This window comes from Streptomyces sp. NBC_00075 (assembly GCF_045041225.1).
Classification (GTDB): Bacteria; Actinomycetota; Actinomycetes; order Streptomycetales; family Streptomycetaceae; genus Streptomyces; species Streptomyces adonidis.
The window spans coordinates 9,532,388-9,551,810 of sequence record NZ_CP108243.1 but is presented as its reverse complement, the minus strand read 5'-3'; the positions used below and the strand labels follow the sequence as shown (position 1 = coordinate 9,551,810).

Here is a 19,423-nt window from a genome sequence, read left to right as displayed (position 1 = left end):
TGTCGCCGAATGCTCGATGCCACCACCCGCTCTGGGGGCACCGCCACGGCCACTCCCCCGGCCATCGCCACGGAGCTCTCCCCGGCCGTCATCATCGTCACCCCACCGAGTGGTCTCGCCGCGCGCTGCACGAGAGCACTGCTCTCGCCGTGGTCGCGGCTGTCGCTCCTCGTGGCGCTGCTCGGCGCCGCGGCGTCGTGCGTCCTGCTCTTCGAACCGCAGCGGCTGCTCGCCGACGGCTGGCCGCCCCAGGTCGGCGGTGCCGCGGCGGCGGTCGTCTTCGGAGCGGCGTACGGACTGTGCACCGTGGCGTTCGTGCCACGCCCGCTGCTGAATCTCGCGGCGGGCGCGCTGTTCGGTTCCCAGGTGGGCCTCGCCACGGCGCTCGCGGGCACGGTGCTGGGCGCCGGTGCCGCCTTCGGCCTGGGCCGCGTCCTGGGCCAGGACGCGCTGCGCCCGCTGCTGCGCGCCCGCTGGCTCCGGGCGGCGGACGGCCAGCTCAGCCGGCACGGCTTCCGCTCGATGATGGCGGCGCGGCTGTTCCCCGGGGTGCCCTTCTGGGCCGCCAACTACTGCGCGGCCGTCTCCCGCATGGGCTGGCTGCCGTTCCTGATCGCGACGGCCCTCGGGTCGATCCCGAACACCGCCGCGTACGTCGTCGCGGGCGCGCGCGCCTCGTCGCCGACCTCCCCGGCCTTCCTGATCGCGATGGCCTTCATCGCCGTACCGGCCGTGTTGGGCACCGTGGTGGCCTGGCGCAAGCGACATCACCTGCGCGGCCACTGAGCCTCGCAGCCTCCCCAGGCCCTGGGGGCGCCCCTTAAGAGGCGCCCTTGTACACGTCGTACACGTCCAGCCGCCCGCACATCCCGAACTTGCCGTGCGCCGAAGGCTGTTCGGCCCGTACGACGGCCTCGGCGAGGTGTGACGTGTCGCCCCGCTCCAGCCGGTCCAGCTGATCGCCGGTCGCACCGGCCGCCGCCTCCGCACCGCGCCGCCAGCGTTCGCGCCAGTCGGCGAGCCGAGGGCGTACGAGAGCGGCGGCGGCCTCGTGGAAGGCGGCCAGCGCCTCCGGCCCCCGCGCGTCCCGCAGCGCCCGGTACCCCTCAAGGGCGAGGTCGCGCCGGGCCCGGGCGACCCGCTCCTGCTCGGCGACGGGCGCGTCGGCCGGGATCATGGTCGCGGCGGCGTACGTCTCCGGATCGGCGAGGTACTTCGGCGGCAGCGTGAGCACCGCGTCCCCGGCCTCCGGGAGCCCGCTGTTCTGCATGAGGACGGTGATGCGCAGTTCGTCCTCGTTGACCAGCCGGTGGATCGTGCCCGGCGTGAACCAGGCGACCGTGCCGGGCGCGAGCGGCGTCACCTCGTACCCGGACGTCGTGAGCGTCTGCACCGCGCCCCGCCCGCCCGTGACGACGTACGCCTCCGAACAGGTCAGATGCGTATGGGGAGTTCCGCCGCAGACACCGTCGACGGCCGGCCAGTCGTAGACGGAGAGATGCGAGACGGCGACGCCGCCCGGCAGCCCGGCGAAGGCCGTTCCGCCGGTTCCGTCCGGCCCCGGGCTCACCACGGGTGCTCCTCCAGGTACTTGGCGACGCCCTCCCGCTCCCACTCCCCGTCGGCGACGACGACCCGGTAGCGGCGGGTGAGGGTGTCGCCGGGCGCCAGTTCCAGTTCGTCGTAGAAGGCCCAGGAGGGGGCGACGGCGGCGAACGGCTCGTTCCGCACGAACCAGTGGGCGGGGTGGGCGCCTTCGGCTCCCAGGTGGTCGTTCTCGGGCGCGTGTGCGAAGACCAGCGTGGCGTGTCCGTCGGCGCCGTCGAACTCGCCGGAGTACGCCAGCCACGGCGCCTGCTCGCCCATCAGCTCGGGTCCCTCGGAGTCGGGGCCGAGGACATGCCCGTCCCGGAAGGCGCGCGGGCCGCGCCAGAACAGGCCGGTGTAGCCCGCCGCCTCACGCCCGGCGGTGGTCGGGCTGCCGAAGAGCAGCGGCTCGGCACGCCGGTTGGTGATCGCGCTCGTCCAGGTCAGCGCCCAGGACCCGGCCGCCGGATCGACGTCGTGCACCTCGACCCGCCGCTCCTCCTCCGCCCACAGCTCCCCGCTGTAGGGGTGCCAGGTGAGCCGCTCCGCGATGACGACCCGGCCCGCGTCCGAGGCGACCTCGTCGAAACCGACGTGCGCCATCGAGCCGACGCGCTCGGGAAGCTCCAGATATCCCTCGCCGTGCACATAGGTGTTGCCGCCCCACAGGTTCGCCCCCGACAGGTGCGAGGCCGTCAGCTGGAGGCCCTTGTGCCAGCGGTGGTCGTTGGGCCGGTAGTCGGTGACAACGTTTCCGGCGAGCGTCCGCATCGGGTGCAGATACGGCTTCGGCGCCTCCCAGGCGGCCTCGGCCCCGTACACATAGCTGAACAGCTCGACCCCGGTGACGGGTTCGGTCACGGTGATGCGGTCGCCGTGCGCGTGGACGATGCGCAGGTCGGTGGACGTGGTCACGCGGACGCCTCCTCGGTAACGGATCCGGACACCTTGGCCGATTCGGCGGGCGCCCAGCCAGGTGCCCCGCCGTGCAGCGCCGCGTAATAGGGGTCACCCGGGCCGATGTCCCCGGCCTTGACGGTCGTGTCCGTGAACGCGGACTTGTAGAGCGCGGTGATCAGCTCCAGGCTGGTCCGCCCGTCGGTGCCGCTGCTGCGCGGCCGTTCACCGGCGCGCATGCTCGCGACCAGTTCACGCAGCTGCGCGGTGTGCGAACTCGGCACGTCCGGCCCGAAGTCGCGCCAGGCGGCCACCTCCGCCTCCGGCACGTCCGGCGCCGGGGTGATCGTCCAGTTGGCGTTGGAGTGCCCGTACAGATGGGTGAGTTCGACGGTGGCGCGCTCGCAGTCGATGCGGATACGGCTGACCTCGTCGGGGCTGAGCACGCTGTTGACGACGGTCGCCAGCGCGCCGTTCGCGAACCGGACGAGCGCGGTGGAGACGTCCTCGGTCTCGACGTCGTGCACGAGCCGCCCGGCCATGCCGCGCACCTCGCTCCACGGCCCGAGCAGGTCGAGGAGCAGGTCCATCTGGTGGATGCCGTGCCCCATGGCCGGGCCGCCGCCCTCCGTCGCCCAACGCCCGCGCCAGGGCACGGCGTAGTAGGCGGTGTCGCGGTACCAGGTGGTCTGGCAGTGCGCCACGAGCGGCCGGCCCATGGCGCCCTCGGCGAGCAGCCGCCGTACATGGGTGGAGGCCGAGCCGAAGCGGTGCTGGAAGACGATCGAGGCGTACGGGCCGCCCCCGAGCCCCTCCTCCGCCTCGATGGCGTCGAAGTCGGCGAGCGTCGGCACCGGCGGCTTCTCGCACCACACCCAGGCCCCGGCGCGCAGCGCGGCCACGGTCTGCTCGCGGTGCAGGGTCGGCGGCGTACAGATGGTCACCAGGTCGGGGCGCTGTTCCCGGAGCATCTGCTCCAGGTCGGTGTACGCGTGCGGGATCCCGCTCTCCGCGCAGAACGCCTTCACCGCGTCGGCGTTGATGTCGACCGCCGCGACGACCTCGGTCTCGCCCTCGCCGGCCAGCTCGGTGAGCGCCGTCAGATGCGACCCCCGTCCGATGGCACCCACCCCGACGATCGCGGCCCGGATACGACGGCCGGCGAGGGGCGGGAGCGGAGCGGGGGACCCGTGTGGGGCGGGTGTGGTGTCGGAGCTGGATGCGGGTGTGGCCATGGTCGTGTTCAGCACTCCATCGGACGCGGTGACTGACGCGGGCCAACGCGTGACTGCTCCGGACCCGCCGGGGGCAGCAAGCGCTTTCCCATCGTTGGCAACGTATGTTCCGTCCGAGCGGTCGGTCAACACCACGACGGGGGTGTCCACGGGGTGGATGGCGCGGGCGAGCGGCAGGGCGGACCCCGTCCTTTGCCGACCCTTGACCCCGCCCCCTGTGCTCGGCCTGTCACCGGAGGCCGCTAGGCTGCCCCCAACACACGTGATCTCCGCCGATCTTCGCCTCGCGAACGGCGGCCCGGTGTGTCCGTCGGCCCTTCCACGATCAGCGCTTGGACCACGTAACTTCATGTCTTGGTTTGAATCCCTCATCCTCGGACTCGTCCAGGGGCTGACCGAGTTCCTCCCCGTCTCCTCCAGCGCGCATCTGCGCCTGACGGCCGCGTTCTCCGGCTGGGAGGACCCGGGTGCCGCCTTCACCGCGATCACCCAGCTGGGCACGGAGGCGGCGGTGCTGATCTACTTCCGCAAGGACGTGGGGCGGATCCTTTCCGCGTGGTTCCGCTCACTCACCAACAAGGCGATGCGCAGCGACCACGACGCGCAGATGGGCTGGCTGGTGATCGTCGGCTCGATTCCGATCGGCGTTCTCGGGGTCACGCTCAAGGACCAGATCGAGGGCCCTTTCCGCGACCTTCGGATCACGGCGACGATGCTGATCGTGATGGGCATCGTCATCGGCGTCGCCGACCGGCTCGCGGCCCGCGACGAGGCCGGCGGGAAGCACCGGGCGGCCAAGGAGCGCAAGGGACTCCAGGACCTGAACGTACGGGACGGCCTGATCTACGGCCTGTGCCAGGCGATGGCCCTGGTCCCCGGTGTCTCGCGGTCCGGCGCGACCATCAGTGGCGGCCTGTTCATGGGCTACACCCGTGAGGCGGCGGCCCGTTACTCCTTCCTGCTGGCCATGCCGGCCGTGCTCGCCTCGGGCGTCTTCGAGCTCAAGGACGCGTCGGAGGGCGGCCATGTCTCCTGGGGCCCGACGGCGTTCGCGACGGTGATCGCCTTCGCGGTCGGATACGCGGTCATCGCATGGTTCATGAAGTTCATTTCGACGAAGTCGTTCATGCCCTTCGTGTACTACCGCATCGCGCTCGGCATCGTGATCATCGCCCTGGTGGCGACGGGCGCGCTGAGCCCGCACGCGGCGGAGTCGTCGGGCTGAGTCCGTACGATCCGTACGACTCCGGAGACCGTGACCAACCACATACCGATCCAGTAGCCACCCGGTAGCGCAGTGTCAGTCCTTGCCCCTACGCTGGTGCGCATGTCCCCCGACTCCCTGACCCCTGGTTCCGTGCGGTCCGCTGCCGCGTTGAACGAGCAGATCCGTGCGCTCTGGCTCCGCGCGGGCGGTTCCCTCTCGGCCCAAGAGCGGGAGGAGTACGAGCTGTTGGTGGTCAGGTGGGCGGCGGCGATACGCGGCGAGGTCATCGAGGCGGCATGACCGCCGGGGCGGACGCCAGAAGGCCGGGACGCCCTGCCCGACAGGCTCGTACGCCGCCCGGCGGTGACTCTGAGCCACCACCCGCTCTCCTCACGCGGCGTCACCGCCCGCCCGACACCCGCAGCACCGCGCCCGTCGCGTACGAGGCATCCGGCGACATCAACCAGGCGATGGCAGCCGCGACTTCCTCGGCCAGCCCCGCCCGCCGGAGCGGAATCGTCGAGGCCGCGCGTTTCGCCCGGTCCGGATCGCCCATCGCCGCGTGGATCTCGGTGTCGATGACGCCCGGGGCCACCGCGTTGACGCGGATGCCGTCCGGACCGAGTTCCTTGGCCAGACCCACGGTCAGCGCGTCGACGGCCGCCTTGGTCGCCGCGTAGTGGACGTACTCGCCGGGGGCACCGAGGGTGGCCGCCGCCGAGGACACGTTCACGATGACGCCGGTCCCCCGCGCCGTCATGGACCGCGCGGCCCGACGCGAACAGAGCAGCGTGCCAAGCAGGTTGACCTCCACGACGCGCCGCAGATCGGCGGACTCCGCGTCGACGAGCCTGCCCAACGGACCGGTGACCCCGGCGTTGTTCACCAGCCCGGTGACGGGTCCGAGCCGCTCCTCGACGGTGTCGAACAGCCGCTCCACATCAGCCTCGACGGAGGTGTCCACCGCGACGGTCACACAGCGCACCCCCGCCGCCCGCACCCCCTCGGCGACCGACTCGGCGGCCCGGACGTCCCGCACGTACCCCACGGCGACGTCATGCCCGTCCGCCGCGAGCCGCAGACAGGTGGCGGCACCGATCCCCCGACTCCCCCCGGTGACCACGGTGACCAGCGCCCCTCTCAAGGACGTACCTCCTTCTTCCGCGATGAGCGATGGATCTACGGTCGCAGATGCGCGAGCACGTCCTCGTCGAGGGGGTAGGGCCGCTCCACCGGCAACAACCCGGCCGCGAGGTCCAGTTGCCCCGCTCGCACGAGCCCATGGATTTCGGCGGCGAGTGCCGTCACATCCTCGATCCCGACGATCCACTCGTCGGCGTACCGCGCCGCCGCCTCCCCCGAAAGCCCCAACTGCAAGGACCGGTACGGCAGCGGATTGAGCCGGAGATCCCGCTCGGGGTCCCACTGCACCCGCGCCGAGGCCCGCCTCAGCTGCCGCTTCCAGCCGGCCTGGTCCCCATGCAGACCGGGGACGTAATGCGAAAGGCACGCGTTCCGCAACGCCCAGACGAACCCCTCCCGACTGATCTCGACGGCCAGCACGGTCTCCTGGCCCTCCTTCGCGCCCCAGCCGCAGCGGTACATCATCCAGGTGAAGGACGGCTTGATCCATGTCATCCGGTCCCGCTTCCACGCCGCCGGAAACCGGCCGTCCCGCGCCGCCGCGAGTCCGATCTCCGGGCCGTAGGCCTGATAAACGGTCACCGTGGACGCCGTATGACGGGCGCGTACGCGGAATCTGGGTTCCTGTTCGGCGGAGGCGGTGGATTCCTGCTCGTCGGACAATTCGACTGTCTGATCGTTCACGTGACCAGCTTCGGAGGCGGACACGCCCGTCGGCCACCGAATATCCGCGATGGTCTTGGCTCCGCCCGCCCCGTGCCCAACACTGAGCCGATGACGCAGCGTGTGGAGCTAGCGACCGTGATGGACCGGCTCTCCCTGGACGGACTCGTCACCGAGTACGCGGTGGCGGTGGACGACGGCGACTGGGAGGCGTACGTGGGACTGTTCGCGCCGGACGGGCGGGCGGACTACCGCTCGGCCGGCGGTATCGAGGGCGAGGCCCGGCAGGTCGCCGGGTGGCTCGCGCAGAGCATGGAGCTGTTCCCGATGCGGCAGCATCTGATCGTCAACCGCCGGGTCGGCTTCGACCTACTGGAGCAGGACACCGGCGACACCGCCCGCGTCCAGGCCGACTACATCAACCCCATGCGCCTCGCCGACCGGGACGGCGAAACCGGCTCCACCGCCCCCGACTTCGTCTGTGGCGGCCGGTACGCCTTCGGGCTGGTCCGTACGCGGGACGGCTGGCGGCTGCGCGAGGTGGTCGTCCAGGAGAAGTGGCGGCGCACGCCGAAACGCTGACCGACCGGCCTCGTGCGCCTCCCCCGGGCGACCTTCCGTACGCCAATACGAGGAATCCGCCGTCCCTGGCCGGAGTCCTGCTGGCCCGAGATCGTCTCCACCGCGCACACTGGACCCACCGGCTGGGTAACCGACTGGGTAGTTGTCCGGGGAACCGACTGGTAGGAGGCGCCGTATGAAACTGCCCGGCCACTGGATCGCCTCCCCGTGGCGCCGTTCCGTCGCCGCCGCGCTGGCCGGTGCGCTGCCGATGTTCGCCTTCCCCGCGCCGGCCCTGTGGTGGTTCGCGTACGTCGCGCTCGTGCCCTGGATCCTGCTCGTCCGGTCCGCGCCGACCGGCAGACGGGCCGCGTACGACGGCTGGTTCGGCGGACTCGGGTTCATGCTGGCCGTGCATCACTGGCTGCTGCCGAGCCTGCATGTGTTCACGCTCGTCATCGCGGCGCTGCTGGGCGCGCTGTGGGCGCCCTGGGGTGTCCTCGTACGCCGGTTCCTGGCGGGGCGGCCCCCGGCCGGGCGGATCGCCGCCGCGCTCGTCGTGCTGCCCTCGGGGTGGCTCATGGTCGAGCTGGTCCGCTCGTGGCAGGGGCTGGGCGGGCCCTGGGGCATGATCGGATCCAGCCAGTGGCAGGTCGCGCCCGCGCTGCGGCTGGCCTCGGTCGGCGGGGTGTGGCTGCTCAGCTTCCTGGTGGTCGCCGTGAACGTCGCGGTCGCCGTCCTGGTCGCGGTGCGCGAGTCCCGGGTCCCGGCGGTGGCCGGGCTCGTCGCCACCGCCGCCGTGACCTCCGCGGCCTGGGTGTGGTCACCGCGTCCGGAGGCGGACGGCCGGGTGCGGATCGCGGTCGTCCAGCCGGGGATCGTCGACGGGTCCGGCAGCGCCGAGAAGCGGTTCGCGCGCGAGGAGGCGCTCACCCGCCGGCTGGCCGGTCAGGACGTGGATCTGATCGTCTGGGGCGAGAGCAGCGTCGGCTACGACCTCGCCGACCGGCCCGATCTGGCACAACGGCTCGCCGCGCTCTCGCGCACGACCGGCACCGACATCCTCGTCAACGTGGACGCACGACGCTCCGACCAGCCCGGCATCTACAAGAGTTCGGTGCTCGTCGGTCCCGACGGCCCCACCGGTGACCGGTACGACAAGATGCGACTCGTGCCCTTCGGTGAGTACATTCCGGCGCGTTCGCTGCTGGGCTGGGCCACCTCCGTCGGCAAGGCGGCGGGCGAGGACCGCAGGCGCGGCAGCGCGCAGGTCGTGATGAACGTCGGGGACGGGCTGCGCGTCGGGCCCATGGTCTGCTTCGAGTCCGCGTTCCCGGACATGAGCCGCAACCTCGCCAAGGACGGCGCCGACGTACTGATCGCCCAGTCGTCGACCTCCTCGTTCCAGTCCAGCTGGGCCCCCGAGCAGCACGCCTCGATCGCGGCCCTGCGCGCCGCCGAGACCGGCCGGCCCATGGTGCACGCCACGCTGACCGGAGTCTCCGCCGTCTACGGCCCGAGCGGCGAGCGAGTCGGCTCCTGGCTCGGCACCGACGAGAGCACCGCGGCGGTGTACGACGTACCGCTGGCCCGGGGTGTCACGCCGTACGTCCGCCTCGGCGCGTGGCCGGTGTACGCGGCCGTGCTCGTCCTGTTGCTCCTGGGCTGCGTCGAGGGCGGACGCGGGGTCAGGCGGCGTCGATCCGTTCCCGCACCGCTCGTACCACCTGCTCGCACAGTTCATGGGTCGCCAGTGCGTCCCGGGCGCTGAGCACCTTGCCCGCGCGCACGGCGTCGAGGAAGGCGAGCACCGCCTGTTCGATACCGCGCTGCCGTGCCACCGGCACCCAGTCGCCGCGCCGCCGTACCGTCGGCTGGCCCTTGTGGTCGATCACCTCGGCGAGGTTGACCACCTGACGCTTGGTGTCCTGCCCGGACACCTCGAGGATCTCCTCGGCCGAGCCGCTGAGCCGGTTCATCACCCCGAGCGCGGTGAACCCGTCCCCGGCGAGCTGGAGCACCACGTGGTGCAGCAGTCCGCCCTCGGTGCGTGCGCGCACGGTCACGTCGTCGACCGGGCCCGGAACGAGGAACCGCAGCGTGTCCACGACATGGATGAAGTCGTCGAGGATCATCGCGCGGGGTTCCTCGGGCAGTCCGATGCGGTTCTTCTGCATCAGGATCAGCTCGCGCGGATGGTCGGCGCACTGCGTGTACCCGGGCGCGAAGCGCCGGTTGAACCCGACGGCGAGCGAGACCCCGCGCTCCTCCGCCAGCCCCACCAGCCGCTCCGACTCGGCCAGTTCGTACGCGAGCGGCTTGTCGACATACGTCGGTACGCCCGCCTCCAGCAGCCTGGTCACGATCTCCGGGTGCACGACGGTCGGCGCGTGCACGAAGGCGGCGTCGAGGCCCTGGGCGAGGAGGGCGTCCAGGTCGGTGTGGCGCCGCTCCTGGGGGAGGTGAAGGCTGTCGGCGACCCGGGTGAGCGTTTCCGGTGTGCGGGTCTGGAGGTGCAGTTCGACGTCGGGGCGGCTGCCCAGCACCGGCAGATACGCCTTCTGCGCGATGTCACCGAGTCCGATGCAGCCGACCTTCACGGGGTCTCCTTCAGCGGTTGCCTGCCGGGGTCCTGCCGGAAGCATACGGGCGCCGGAAAACGCGTGGTGGGGGCGGTCGAGACAGGGCACCATGCCTGCATGACAGAGCCGCAGACGCAGCGCAGTGAACCCGCCCTCAACGCCGACGAACGCACCATGCTGGAGGGCTGGCTGGAGTACCACCGGCAGACGCTGGCATGGAAGTGCGAGGGCCTGACCGACGCCCAGCTCAGAACCGCCTCGGTGGAGCCTTCCGAACTGTCCCTCATGGGCCTGGTGCGGCACATGGCGGAGGTGGAGCGGAGCTGGTTCCGCAGGGTGCTGGTGAGCGACGACGCGGGGCCGATCTACTACACCGAGGAGGACCGGGACGGCGAGTTCCATCTCACCGAGGCGGACAGCTGGCAGGAGGCGTACGACACCTGGCAGGCCGAGATCGAGGTCGCCCGGCGCAACGCCGCGGACTTCGGCCTGGACGAGCTGACCCGTGGCAAGAGCCGGCACACCGGCGAGCCGTTCAATCTGCGCTGGCTCTACACCCACATGATCGAGGAGTACGCCCGCCACAACGGCCACGCCGACCTGATCCGGGAACGGCTCGACGGAGCGATCGGCGACTGAGCCCGGCCTGCGGCGGGCGCGCCCCGGGGCGGTGACGGACGTCAGCCGGGGCCGCTCCGCACCCTCCGTACGGGGCCGGAGATCACCCGTGTGGGGCATCCTCCGCTGGTCCACGGGTTCCGAATCGGGCCGGACACAGCAGAGTTGCGCGGGTGCATCGAACGACGACCACCGCAACGCTCCTTGTCACCGTGGCTGTCACGGCTCTCTCCGGCTGCGTCACGGTCCAGCACCCGATCGCTCCCGGCCCGCCCCCGGCGCCGTCCCAGGCGTCGGTGCCCCGCCCGGAGAACCTGGCCGAACCGCAGATCGTGCAGGCGCCGGCCCGGGAGGCACTGGAACTGATCGGCCCCGACCACACGCCCACGCAGGCTGTACGGGCACCGCGGGCCCCGGAAGAGCCGCACCGCCCGGCAGCCGCGGCGCCTCCGCCCGCACCGGCCGCCGCTCCGGCGCCCCCGCCCCGCCAGACCAAGCCGAAGCAGCGCCCACCGAAGCCGGAGCGCCGCCACACGCAGCCGCGCGTCGAACTCCCCGACGTGTCCCGCCCGGTACGCGAGAACACGGACGTGTGCGCCCTCGGCAGGAAGTACGGCGGCTGGGGCAAGGACAGCCCTCAGACGGTCATCTGCAAGGACGCGTACGGGCGTTGAGGCGTCCGGGGCCCCGAGGGCGGGGAGGTGCCGGGGCCGCCCAGGCCGGGGATGTGCCGAGGGCGCCTCAGGGCGGGCCTGAGCCGGGGAGCCTAGGGCCGCTGTCGCGGCGGCCCCCACGAGTCCCCGCCCGAACCGCCCCCCGGTCTCCCTCCTGATCCGCCGCTCGTACCCCCGCCCGCTCCCCCGCCCGCCCCTCCGGAGGAGCCCCCCTCCCCCAGCCGCAGCTCCAGCCGCCCGATGGCCGCCCTGACCCCGTCGCCGTAGCTGTCGTCGCCCAGGGCGTCGGCCGCGCCGCGGGCCCGGCGGAGGTGGGTGCGGGCGGCCTCGGGGCGGTCCAGCTTGACGTAGTCAGCGGCGAGGTTCAGATGCAGTGAGGGGTACAGGGCGCGCACCGCGAGCGCCCCCTCGTGCTGGACGACCTTCGCGACCCGCTCGTCCGACAGCTCCTCGGCCGCCGACAACGCCCGCAGGTCCCACGCCAGTTCGTCCGAGGGGTCGTCCTGGGTGTCGGCCATGTAGTGCGCCAGGGTGCAGCGGTGCAGCGGGTCGCCGTCCTCGCCGATCTCCGCCCACAGTCCCAGGAAGCGCCCCCTGGCCTCCTCGCGGTCACCGCCGTGATGCAACATGACGGCCTGCCCGATCCGGGTCATCATGGCGTCCGGCACCACCTGTTCCTGCCGCTCCGTCACCGCGCCCTCCGCCCTGTCCGCTGCCCACTGTCCCTGGCGACGCTAACGGCAGGCACTGACAATCCCGGTCAGGCGGGCCGGTACGGCACCGGCCCGGCGACCCGCCTCACCCCTTCCGGATCAGCCCAGGTTCGGAATCGTCCAGTCGATCGGCTCGTGCCCCTGGCCGGCGACCGCCTCGTTGATCTGGGTGAACGGACGCGAGCCGAAGAACTTCTTCGCCGACAGCGGCGAGGGGTGCGCCCCCTTCACCACCACGTGCCGCTCCTCGTCGATCAGCGGGAGCTTCTTCTGCGCGTAGTTGCCCCACAGGACGAAGACCGCCGGGTCGGGACGGTCGGCCACGGACCGGATCACCGCGTCCGTGAACTTCTCCCAGCCCTTCCCCTTGTGCGAGTTGGCCTCGCCGGAGCGGACCGTGAGCACCGCGTTGAGCAGCAGCACGCCCTGCTCGGCCCACGGCATCAGATAGCCGTTGTCGGGGACGGGGGTGCCCAGCTCCTCCTTCATCTCCTTGTAGATGTTGCGGAGCGAGGGCGGGGTCTTCACACCGGGACGGACGGAGAAGCACAGGCCGTGGCCCTGCCCCTCTCCGTGGTAGGGGTCCTGACCGAGGATCAGGACCTTCACCTTGTCGTACGGCGTCGCGTCGAGCGCGGCGAACACCTCGTCGCGCGGAGGAAAGACAGGACCGCGTGCGCGCTCCTCCTCGACGAACTCGGTCAGCTCCTTGAAGTAGGGCTGCTGCAGCTCGTCACCCAGGACGCCGCGCCAGGACTCGGGCAGCATGGCGATGTCGGTCACGTGAACTTCCTCCGATGTGCGGTGTGTTCCACTCACCGAAGAACCTACCGGCGCCCACTGACAACGGGCCCCGAAGTCCGCCGTACTCGAACCGTCGGCTCCGCTACCAGCTGGTCTTCCAGTACAGCTCCCACATCACCATCATCGTCGCCGGGTCGATGGACACCTCGGCGCCGCCGATCTCCTCGTTCGCCGCCACATGCTGCTTGCCCTGCCACAGCGGCAGCAGTCGGGCGTCGTCGAGGAGGATCTGCTGGGCCTCCTCGAACTCCTCGCCCACGGCCCCGCGGTCGCTCTCCTTGCGTGACGCGGGGAGCAGCTGGCCGGTGATCTCGGGTGACGTGTACGGCGTACCGAGCGCGTTCTGTTCGCCCACGAAGGGAGCGATGAAGTTGTCGGCGTCGGGGAAGTCGGGGAACCAGCCGCGCCCGAACACCGGGTACTCGCCCTTCTGGTAGCCGTCCACGTAGGTCTTCCAGGGGCGGCTCTCCAGGGTGACGGTGAACAGGCCGGAGGCCTCCAGCTGGCGCTTCAGCTCCTCGAAGGCCGGCTTGGTCTGGGAGCCGTAGCGGTCGCTCGTGTACCAGAGCGTGAGCGGGACGCGCTCGGTGATGCCGTCGGCGACGAGGATCTGCTTGGCCTTGGCGGCACTGGGGTTGCCGAAGTCGTCGAAGAAGCCCGTGGTGTGGCCGACCAGGCCCTTGGGGATCATCGAGTACAGCGGCTCGACGGTGTCCTTGTAGATGTTGTGGGCGAGCGCCGGGCGGTCGACGATCTGGGCGATGGCCCTGCGGACCGAGCGCTTGTTGGACCACGGGTCCTTGGGGTTGAACACCAGGTAGCTGATCTCGGTGGTGGCGTTCTCGACGAGCTGGAGCCCCTCCTCCTTCTCGTTGTCCTCGATGTCCACGACGTCCGCGGCGGCGAGACCGCGGTAGATGACGTCGATCTTCTTCTCCCGCAGCGCGTCGGCTATCTCGGACGACTGCTGGAAGTACTGGATGGTGACGGCGTCGTTCTTGGGGTCCGCGATGCCCTTGTAGCTGTCGTTCCTGACGAGTACGGCCTTGTCGCCCTCGTCGTAGGACTCCAGCGTGTACGGCCCGGAGCCGCTGACCTTGCCGTCCTCGCGGAGCGCCTTCGCGGGGTAGTCCTCGGGGTCCACGATCGACATGGCGGGCGTGGAGAGCACGAAGGGGAAGGTCGCGTCGGCCTGGTTCAGATGGAAGACGAGCCCGCGGTCACCCTTCACCTCGATCCGGTCGAGGCTGGTCAGCAGACCGGCGGGGCCACCGTTGACGTTGATCGCCTTGATCCGGTCGATCGAGTACTTGACCGCCTTCGCGTCCAGCTTGTGCCCGTCCGAGAACGTCAGGCCCTCGCGCAGCTCGCAGCTGTACACCGTGCTCGAACTGTCGGTGAACTCGCAGCTCTTGGCGGCGTCGGGCTTGAGCTCGGACCCGCCGGTGTCGAAGTTGAGCAGCGTCTGGTGGACGTTGCGGAACAGCTCCCACGAGTTGTCCCAGGACGCCGCCGGATCCAGTGTGCTGGGCTCACTGGTCGTCCCCACCACGATGGGCTTCCCGTCGCCGGAGGAGTCGGAGGAGAAGACTCCGCATCCGGCGACCATGGATATGGACGCGGCTGCCGCAACCTGCCGCAGGCCCCGGTTCCGGTTGAACACGTGCACGCTCCTCGATCTGCCATACCAAGCCAACGGTCGGCAGACCATACCGCAGTGCCCCTGTAGGTGGTCCAGCTTCCTGGTAGGCCACTTGATCAGCGCGTATCGGACAACGCCGTGCTCGGACCGCGTGACCTCGCACGTCGACACCGAAGCTTTTTCTGTCAGCCGGGGCGCATAAGTTTGCGTCAGTCGACATAGGGACTTTTGGCCGCTCATCTTCCGGTAAATGGCAAAGCAGACGTAAAAATCGACGGCGGGACGAACACCCGTCCGAGCCCGGGTGGACCGGCAACCGAAGCGGGCGCCCGTCTCCTGACGAGCGCCCGCCCCACTTCGTACCGATCCGGTTACGTCAGTTGTCCACGTCAGCTGTTTCCGGCCTTGAGGAAGATGCCGCCGTCGACCACGAGGGTCTGGCCGGTGATCCAGTCGGCCTGCGACGAGGTCAGGAACGCGGCGGCGCCGCCGATGTCCGAGGGTACGCCGAGCCGGCCGAGCGGGTAGGCGGCGGCCGCCTCCTCCTCGCGGCCCTCGTACAGGGCCTGCGCGAACTTCGTCTTCACGACGGCCGGCGCGATCGAGTTGACCCGTACCCGCGGCGCGTACTCGTGCGCGAGTTGCCGCGTCAGGTTGTCCATCGCGGCCTTGCTGATGCCGTACGCGCCGATGAACGGCGAGGCCGAGAGACCGGCGACGGACGTGATGTTGACGATCGAGCCGCCGTTGTCCTTCTGCCAGGCGTGCCAGGTCTTCTGGGCGAAGCCGAGCGCGGAGACGACGTTGGTCTCGAAGACCTTGCGCGCCACGTTGAGGTCGAGGTCGGCGATCGGCCCGAACACCGGGTTCGTACCGGCGTTGTTCACGAGGTGGTCGATCCGCCCGAACGCCTCGATGGTGCGCTCGACGGCGACGGCCTGGTGGGCCTCGTCGTGGGCCTTGCCGGCCACGCCGATGACCCGGTCGGCACCGAGTGCCTCGACAGCCTCCTTGAGGGCGTCCTCGTTGCGTCCGGTGATGCAGACCCGGTCACCGCGCGCGAGGAGCGCCTCGGCGATGCCGTAGCCGATGCCCCGGCTGGCGCCGGTGATGAGGGCGACCTTGCCCGAGAGTTCCACAGTGCTCATGTTCGTTTCCCCCGGCCCTAGTCGAGCGGTCCGCCGGCGACGTACAGCACCTGGCCGGAGACGAATCCGGCGGCCTCGCCCGTGAAGAAGGCGATCGCGTTGGAGATGTCGTCGGGGTTGCCCACGCGCTGGACGGGGATCTGGGTCGCGGCGGCGGCCTTGAAGTCCTCGAAGCCCATGCCGACGCGCTCGGCGGTGGCCGCGGTCATGTCGGTGGCGATGAAGCCGGGGGCGACGGCGTTCGCGGTGACGCCGAACTTGCCGAGTTCGAGGGCGAGGGTCTTGGTGAAGCCCTGGAGACCGGCCTTGGCGGCGGAGTAGTTGACCTGGCCGCGGTTGCCCTGCGCGGACGACGAGGACAGGTTGACGATCCGCCCGAACTTGGCGTCCACCATGTACTTCTGACAGGCCCTCGACATCAGGAAGGCGCCGCGCAGATGCACGTTCATGACCGTGTCCCAGTCGGACACGCTCATCTTGAAGAGCAGGTTGTCACGCAGGACGCCCGCGTTGTTGACGAGGATCGTGGGTCCGCCCAGTTCCTCGGCGATGCGCGTGACCGCGGCCGCGACCTGGGCCTCGTCGGAGACGTCGCAGCCGACGGCGATCGCCCTGCCACCGGCGGCGGTGATCTTCTCGACGGTGTCCTTGCAGGCGGCCTCGTCGAGGTCGATCACCGCGACGGCGCGGCCCTCCGCCGCCAGTCGTACGGCGGTCGCGGCGCCGATGCCACGCGCACCGCCCGTGACCACGGCGACCCGCTGCTCAGTGGTGGACATTGCTGGTTCTCCTCGCCCTTGAAAAGCCTGCGGCCCACGGTACGCCCTCAGGTGAGCGACCGCTTAGTACCTTCGGTGCATGTGACGCTAGAAGTCCTGACACTCCGTGTCAACGGCATGTCAGGCCGGTGTGAGCCATTACCTGTCATTGCCTGTCATCACCTGACCAGCAGGTCGAGCAGTCGCTCCGCCTCGGCCCGTGGATCGGCGGTGAGCCCGGTGTGCACGGGGCCCGGCTGTACGACCGTGGAGCGCGGGGCGATCAGCCAGCGGAAGCGCCGTCCGGCATCGTCCTGCGCCGCCTGACCGGCGGCCACCCCACCCGTACAGACCCCTTCGACGGCACGCAGCGCGGCCCGTACACCGTCGACGTCGGCCGCCGGGTCCAGCGCCCGCAGCTTGCCCTCGTCCAGATGCGTCCGCGCGGCGACGAAGGACTTGGCGCGGCAGTACACCAGCACACCCGCGTTGAAACACTCGCCGCGCTCGATCCGCGGTACGACCCGCAGCAGCGCGTACTCGAAGACGTCCCGCTCGCTCATGCGCTCCCCCCATGGGTGATCCGCTCGTGGATGACGGCCGCGCGCGCGAGGAGCGGCTCCGCGTAGGCCCGGCGGAGCGCGTCCGGCGAGTCGAACCCGGGTTCGTCCGCGAGCCAGGCGTCGGGGATCTCGGCGGTCACCTCGGCGAGCAGTTCCTCGGTGACCAGCGGCGCCAGTTCGGCGGCGGCCGAGGCGATGTCCGGGCCGAACCGCGCGAGGGCGTGCTCGGAGACGTCGTACGGCTTGGCGGCGGAGGCCCGGGCGCCGGGCCAGTGGTGATGCCAGATCATGGTGGCGCCATGGTCGATGAGCCACAACTGGCCGTGCCACATCAGCAGGTTGGGGTTGCGCCAGGACCGGTCGACGTTGTTGACGAGCGCGTCGAACCACACCACCCGCCCGGCCTCCTCGGCGCCCACCTCGAAGGCGAGCGGGTCGAACCCGAGAGCCCCCGACAGGAAGTCCATGCCGAGATTGGTGCCACCGCTCCCCCTGAGCAGCCCCTGCACCTGCTCATCGGGCTCGCCGAGCCCCAGCACCGGATCGAGGCCGACGGTCACCAGCCCCGGCACCCGCAGCCCCAACCGCCGCCCCAACTCACCACAGACGACCTCGGCGACGAGCGTCTTACGCCCCTGCCCCGCACCCCTGAACTTGAGCACATACGTCCCGAGATCGTCGGCCTCGACGAGTCCCGGCAGCGATCCGCCCTCACGCAGGGGCGTGATGTAGCGGGTCGCGATGACTTCCTTGAGCATCGCCCCAGGTTACTGGGGCTGTTCCCGGCCGGATGCCCGCGCGCCTGAACGGCGCGCACACGGGGTTCGTATCTCCGCACAGATCCTGAAAACGCCTTCGGAAGGAAACGCCAGCATGAGCAGCGCCTCGCTTCAGCCCCTATCGGGACCGGCCCGTCGTACGGTCATGGCGGCGGCCGGCGCGGCGGGGCTCGCCGTCGCGCTGACCGCGTGCGGGTCGGAGGACGACGCGTCCGACTCCGCCACCGAACAGGGCGCCGCCGCCGGCACCGCCCTCGCGAAAACCGCCGACATCCCGGAGGGCGGTGGCAAGATCTTCGCGGACCAGGGTGTGGTGGTCACCCAGCCGACGGCCGGCACCTACAAGGCGTTCTCGTCGAAGTGCACGCACGCGGGCTGTGCGGTGACGGGGGTCGCCAACGGCGTCATCACCTGTCCGTGCCACAACAGCGAGTTCTCGGTCACGGACGGCAGCGTGAAGAAGGGCCCCGCGACCGAGGCCCTGGCAGCCGAGGAGATCACCGTCTCCGGGGACTCGATCACCCTCGCCTGACCCTCCCTCTGAGACAGGCCAGCACCTCGTCGGTGGTAGCGACCGTGGCGACCAGCGCGAGGGTGTTGCGGATCATCGCGGGGGTGTAGTCGGAGGGCACCCCCGCGATGGCGTCCCCGGGCACGACGACCGTGTATCCGCGGTTCACGGCGTCGAACACGGCGTTGGGAATCGCGACGTTGGCCGAGACCCCGGTCACGATCAGCGTGCGGCAGCCCAGGTTGCGCAGCAGGGCGTCGACGTCGGTGCCCTGGATCGGCGACAGGCCGTGCAGCCGCCGTACGACGAAGTCCTCGTCGGCGACCTCGATCGGCGGCGCGACACGCACCGCGGTGGTGCCGGAGAGCTGCTGGACGGGGAGCCGTTCGGCGGCGCGGAACAGCCGGGCGTTGCGGTTGGCGCCGCGCCCGTCCGGCCGGCGCTCGGCGACCGCGTGGATGACCTGGACACCGGCCTCGTGGGCGGCGGCGACCAACCGGGCGACCCGGGCGAGCGCCCCCGACGACCGCGCCTCCGCGGCGAGTTCCGGCAGGGCGCTGTCCGGACCGACGACGCCCTGCTGACACTCGACGGTGAGCAGGACCGTGGTGGCGGGATCGAGGAGTTCGCTGAGCTGTTCGAACGACGGCATGGCGCTGGAGAGTAACGCTCGTCACGTCCGGGCGGAAGACGACCCATTTTCTTTTCTGACGTGATGTCAGAGGATCACCTCTGACACGACGTGGGAGAACAAGAGGGGGGATCGCATGACCGTCACTCAGCGCCGAGGCCGGAAGATCATGATGACACCGGGCGAGCTGGACGAGTTCCTGACGACCCAGCGCACCTGTCGGGTCGCCACCATCTCGGCGGCGGGCGCTCCGCACGTGAGCACACTGTGGTTCGCCTGGGACGGCACCTCGATGTGGCTGTACTCGGTGGTCCGCAGCAAGCGCTGGACCGACCTGTGCCGCGACCCACGGGTCGCGATCGTCGTCGACACGGGCGAGGAGTACGACGAACTGCGCGGCGTCGAACTGTCCGGCGCCGTCGAGTTCGTGGGCGAGTCCCCTCGCACAGGAGAACTGCGCGCCGAACTGGACGTCCCGGAAACCCTGTTCGCCCGCAAGAACTTCCGCCTGGACGAAATGCCCCACGACGGCAGACACGCCTGGATCCGCCTGACCCCGGAAAAAATCGTCTCCTGGGACTTCCGCAAACTGCCGGCGCAGTAGTCATTTCAGCCCGTCCGGCGTTTGAGGACGAGGCCGTTCAGGCCGATGGCGGGGGTCTGGGGGCGGAGCCCCCAGGGATGGGACGGGTAGGGGCGGCGGGGGC

Annotated in this window: 23 protein-coding genes; 9 read left to right on the top strand and 14 right to left on the bottom strand. The window is 70.7% G+C overall.

Annotated elements, in window-relative coordinates; all coding sequences use genetic code 11:
* Window positions 1-9 precede the first annotated feature (9 nt).
* Window positions 10-786 (top strand): TVP38/TMEM64 family protein, encoded by a 777-nt coding sequence (locus OG787_RS41870; RefSeq protein ID WP_369032598.1) that lies wholly within the window; start codon window positions 10-12, stop codon window positions 784-786.
* Between the two features lie 34 nt (window positions 787-820).
* Here the strand turns inward: OG787_RS41870 and OG787_RS41865 are convergent, their stop codons facing one another.
* The 3 genes from OG787_RS41865 to OG787_RS41855 are packed head-to-tail and all read right to left on the bottom strand — an operon-like array spanning window position 821 to window position 3,719.
* A complete protein-coding gene (locus OG787_RS41865) occupies window positions 821-1,573 on the bottom strand; it encodes a cupin domain-containing protein (RefSeq protein WP_405538772.1) in 753 nt (250 codons plus the stop codon).
* A complete protein-coding gene (locus tag OG787_RS41860) occupies window positions 1,567-2,502 on the bottom strand; it encodes a PmoA family protein (RefSeq protein WP_369032600.1) in 936 nt (311 codons plus the stop codon). Before OG787_RS41860 ends, OG787_RS41865 begins: the two co-directional genes overlap by 7 nt.
* Entirely contained in the window at window positions 2,499-3,719 is a 1,221-nt protein-coding gene (locus OG787_RS41855) for a Gfo/Idh/MocA family protein (RefSeq protein ID WP_405538771.1), read from the bottom strand. The genes OG787_RS41860 and OG787_RS41855 overlap by 4 nt, the downstream gene beginning before the upstream one ends.
* A gap of 349 nt (window positions 3,720-4,068) precedes the next feature.
* Between OG787_RS41855 and OG787_RS41850 the strand changes: the two genes are divergently transcribed.
* Both OG787_RS41850 and OG787_RS41845 read left to right on the top strand, forming a co-directional pair.
* Window positions 4,069-4,944, top strand: a complete 876-nt coding sequence (locus OG787_RS41850; RefSeq protein ID WP_369032602.1) for an undecaprenyl-diphosphate phosphatase — start codon at window positions 4,069-4,071, stop codon at window positions 4,942-4,944.
* A 102-nt stretch (window positions 4,945-5,046) separates the two neighbouring features.
* Entirely contained in the window at window positions 5,047-5,226 is a 180-nt protein-coding gene (locus OG787_RS41845) for a hypothetical protein (RefSeq protein ID WP_369032603.1), read from the top strand.
* 100 nt (window positions 5,227-5,326) lie between these two features.
* On the opposite strand, the gene OG787_RS41840 is transcribed toward OG787_RS41845, so the two are convergent.
* Together OG787_RS41840 and OG787_RS41835 are read right to left on the bottom strand one after the other, a co-directional pair.
* Window positions 5,327-6,070: an SDR family NAD(P)-dependent oxidoreductase gene (locus OG787_RS41840; protein WP_405538769.1), complete on the bottom strand. Its 744-nt coding sequence runs from the start codon at window positions 6,068-6,070 to the stop codon at window positions 5,327-5,329.
* Between the two features lie 35 nt (window positions 6,071-6,105).
* A complete protein-coding gene (locus OG787_RS41835) occupies window positions 6,106-6,753 on the bottom strand; it encodes a DUF4291 domain-containing protein (RefSeq protein WP_405538767.1) in 648 nt (215 codons plus the stop codon).
* Window positions 6,754-6,843: 90 nt separating this feature from the next.
* Between OG787_RS41835 and OG787_RS41830 the strand changes: the two genes are divergently transcribed.
* Window positions 6,844-7,314 (top strand): nuclear transport factor 2 family protein, encoded by a 471-nt coding sequence (locus tag OG787_RS41830; RefSeq protein ID WP_369032605.1) that lies wholly within the window; start codon window positions 6,844-6,846, stop codon window positions 7,312-7,314.
* 175 nt (window positions 7,315-7,489) lie between these two features.
* Complete coding sequence (lnt, locus tag OG787_RS41825; protein ID WP_369032606.1) at window positions 7,490-9,064, top strand: apolipoprotein N-acyltransferase; 1,575 nt, start codon at window positions 7,490-7,492, stop codon at window positions 9,062-9,064.
* Here lnt and OG787_RS41820 read toward each other — a convergent pair.
* Window positions 8,982-9,893 (bottom strand): Gfo/Idh/MocA family protein, encoded by a 912-nt coding sequence (locus tag OG787_RS41820; RefSeq protein ID WP_405538766.1) that lies wholly within the window; start codon window positions 9,891-9,893, stop codon window positions 8,982-8,984. The two genes, lnt and OG787_RS41820, sit on opposite strands and share 83 nt — an antisense overlap.
* A 99-nt stretch (window positions 9,894-9,992) precedes the next feature.
* On the opposite strand from OG787_RS41820, the gene OG787_RS41815 reads away from it, so the two are divergent.
* Window positions 9,993-10,514, top strand: a complete 522-nt coding sequence (locus tag OG787_RS41815; protein WP_369032608.1) for a DinB family protein — start codon at window positions 9,993-9,995, stop codon at window positions 10,512-10,514.
* 152 nt (window positions 10,515-10,666) lie between these two features.
* On the top strand, window positions 10,667-11,167 hold the full coding sequence (locus tag OG787_RS41810) for a hypothetical protein (protein ID WP_405538765.1): 501 nt from the start codon (window positions 10,667-10,669) through the stop codon (window positions 11,165-11,167).
* Between the two features lie 92 nt (window positions 11,168-11,259).
* Here the strand turns inward: OG787_RS41810 and OG787_RS41805 are convergent, their stop codons facing one another.
* The 7 genes from OG787_RS41805 to OG787_RS41775 all read right to left on the bottom strand — a co-directional run bounded on the left by OG787_RS41805 (window position 11,260) and on the right by OG787_RS41775 (window position 17,553).
* Window positions 11,260-11,859, bottom strand: coding sequence for a hypothetical protein (locus OG787_RS41805; protein WP_369032610.1), 600 nt, complete (start codon window positions 11,857-11,859; stop codon window positions 11,260-11,262).
* 120 nt (window positions 11,860-11,979) lie between these two features.
* A complete protein-coding gene (locus OG787_RS41800; RefSeq protein WP_369032611.1) occupies window positions 11,980-12,663 on the bottom strand; it encodes a uracil-DNA glycosylase in 684 nt (227 codons plus the stop codon).
* A gap of 103 nt (window positions 12,664-12,766) precedes the next feature.
* Window positions 12,767-14,347, bottom strand: a complete 1,581-nt coding sequence (locus tag OG787_RS41795; protein ID WP_369032612.1) for an ABC transporter substrate-binding protein — start codon at window positions 14,345-14,347, stop codon at window positions 12,767-12,769.
* A gap of 368 nt (window positions 14,348-14,715) precedes the next feature.
* Window positions 14,716-15,474 (bottom strand): SDR family oxidoreductase, encoded by a 759-nt coding sequence (locus OG787_RS41790; protein ID WP_369032613.1) that lies wholly within the window; start codon window positions 15,472-15,474, stop codon window positions 14,716-14,718.
* 17 nt (window positions 15,475-15,491) lie between these two features.
* Window positions 15,492-16,253, bottom strand: a complete 762-nt coding sequence (gene fabG, locus OG787_RS41785; protein ID WP_369032614.1) for a 3-oxoacyl-ACP reductase FabG — start codon at window positions 16,251-16,253, stop codon at window positions 15,492-15,494.
* 158 nt (window positions 16,254-16,411) lie between these two features.
* Window positions 16,412-16,795: a DUF3037 domain-containing protein gene (locus tag OG787_RS41780; protein WP_369032615.1), complete on the bottom strand. Its 384-nt coding sequence runs from the start codon at window positions 16,793-16,795 to the stop codon at window positions 16,412-16,414.
* On the bottom strand, window positions 16,792-17,553 hold the full coding sequence (locus OG787_RS41775) for a HipA family kinase (protein ID WP_369032616.1): 762 nt from the start codon (window positions 17,551-17,553) through the stop codon (window positions 16,792-16,794). Before OG787_RS41775 ends, OG787_RS41780 begins: the two co-directional genes overlap by 4 nt.
* Before the next feature lie 115 nt (window positions 17,554-17,668).
* On the opposite strand from OG787_RS41775, the gene OG787_RS41770 reads away from it, so the two are divergent.
* Window positions 17,669-18,106 (top strand): Rieske (2Fe-2S) protein, encoded by a 438-nt coding sequence (locus OG787_RS41770; protein ID WP_369032617.1) that lies wholly within the window; start codon window positions 17,669-17,671, stop codon window positions 18,104-18,106.
* On the opposite strand, the gene OG787_RS41765 is transcribed toward OG787_RS41770, so the two are convergent.
* On the bottom strand, window positions 18,093-18,737 hold the full coding sequence (locus tag OG787_RS41765; RefSeq protein ID WP_369032618.1) for an isochorismatase family protein: 645 nt from the start codon (window positions 18,735-18,737) through the stop codon (window positions 18,093-18,095). The genes OG787_RS41770 and OG787_RS41765 overlap by 14 nt on opposite strands.
* A 115-nt stretch (window positions 18,738-18,852) precedes the next feature.
* On the opposite strand from OG787_RS41765, the gene OG787_RS41760 reads away from it, so the two are divergent.
* Complete coding sequence (locus OG787_RS41760) at window positions 18,853-19,320, top strand: pyridoxamine 5'-phosphate oxidase family protein (RefSeq protein WP_369032619.1); 468 nt, start codon at window positions 18,853-18,855, stop codon at window positions 19,318-19,320.
* The last annotated feature ends 103 nt before the right edge of the window (window positions 19,321-19,423 follow it).

What these genes read in the sequence shown, in the direction of transcription:
- OG787_RS41760 (WP_369032619.1), top strand. Translation starts at nt 18,853, where the DNA reads ATGACCGTCACTCAGCGCCGAGGCCGGAAGATCATGATGACACCGGGC.
- OG787_RS41770 (WP_369032617.1), top strand. Translation starts at nt 17,669, where the DNA reads ATGAGCAGCGCCTCGCTTCAGCCCCTATCGGGACCGGCCCGTCGTACG.
- OG787_RS41790 (WP_369032613.1), bottom strand. Translation starts at nt 15,474, where the DNA reads ATGAGCACTGTGGAACTCTCGGGCAAGGTCGCCCTCATCACCGGCGCC.
- OG787_RS41780 (WP_369032615.1), bottom strand. Translation starts at nt 16,795, where the DNA reads ATGAGCGAGCGGGACGTCTTCGAGTACGCGCTGCTGCGGGTCGTACCG.
- lnt (WP_369032606.1), top strand. Translation starts at nt 7,490, where the DNA reads ATGAAACTGCCCGGCCACTGGATCGCCTCCCCGTGGCGCCGTTCCGTC.
- OG787_RS41870 (WP_369032598.1), top strand. Translation starts at nt 10, where the DNA reads ATGCTCGATGCCACCACCCGCTCTGGGGGCACCGCCACGGCCACTCCC.
- OG787_RS41815 (WP_369032608.1), top strand. Translation starts at nt 9,993, where the DNA reads ATGACAGAGCCGCAGACGCAGCGCAGTGAACCCGCCCTCAACGCCGAC.
- OG787_RS41765 (WP_369032618.1), bottom strand. Translation starts at nt 18,737, where the DNA reads ATGCCGTCGTTCGAACAGCTCAGCGAACTCCTCGATCCCGCCACCACG.
- OG787_RS41850 (WP_369032602.1), top strand. Translation starts at nt 4,069, where the DNA reads ATGTCTTGGTTTGAATCCCTCATCCTCGGACTCGTCCAGGGGCTGACC.
- OG787_RS41830 (WP_369032605.1), top strand. Translation starts at nt 6,844, where the DNA reads ATGACGCAGCGTGTGGAGCTAGCGACCGTGATGGACCGGCTCTCCCTG.
- OG787_RS41845 (WP_369032603.1), top strand. Translation starts at nt 5,047, where the DNA reads ATGTCCCCCGACTCCCTGACCCCTGGTTCCGTGCGGTCCGCTGCCGCG.
- OG787_RS41775 (WP_369032616.1), bottom strand. Translation starts at nt 17,553, where the DNA reads ATGCTCAAGGAAGTCATCGCGACCCGCTACATCACGCCCCTGCGTGAG.
- OG787_RS41855 (WP_405538771.1), bottom strand. Translation starts at nt 3,719, where the DNA reads ATGGCCACACCCGCATCCAGCTCCGACACCACACCCGCCCCACACGGG.
- fabG (WP_369032614.1), bottom strand. Translation starts at nt 16,253, where the DNA reads ATGTCCACCACTGAGCAGCGGGTCGCCGTGGTCACGGGCGGTGCGCGT.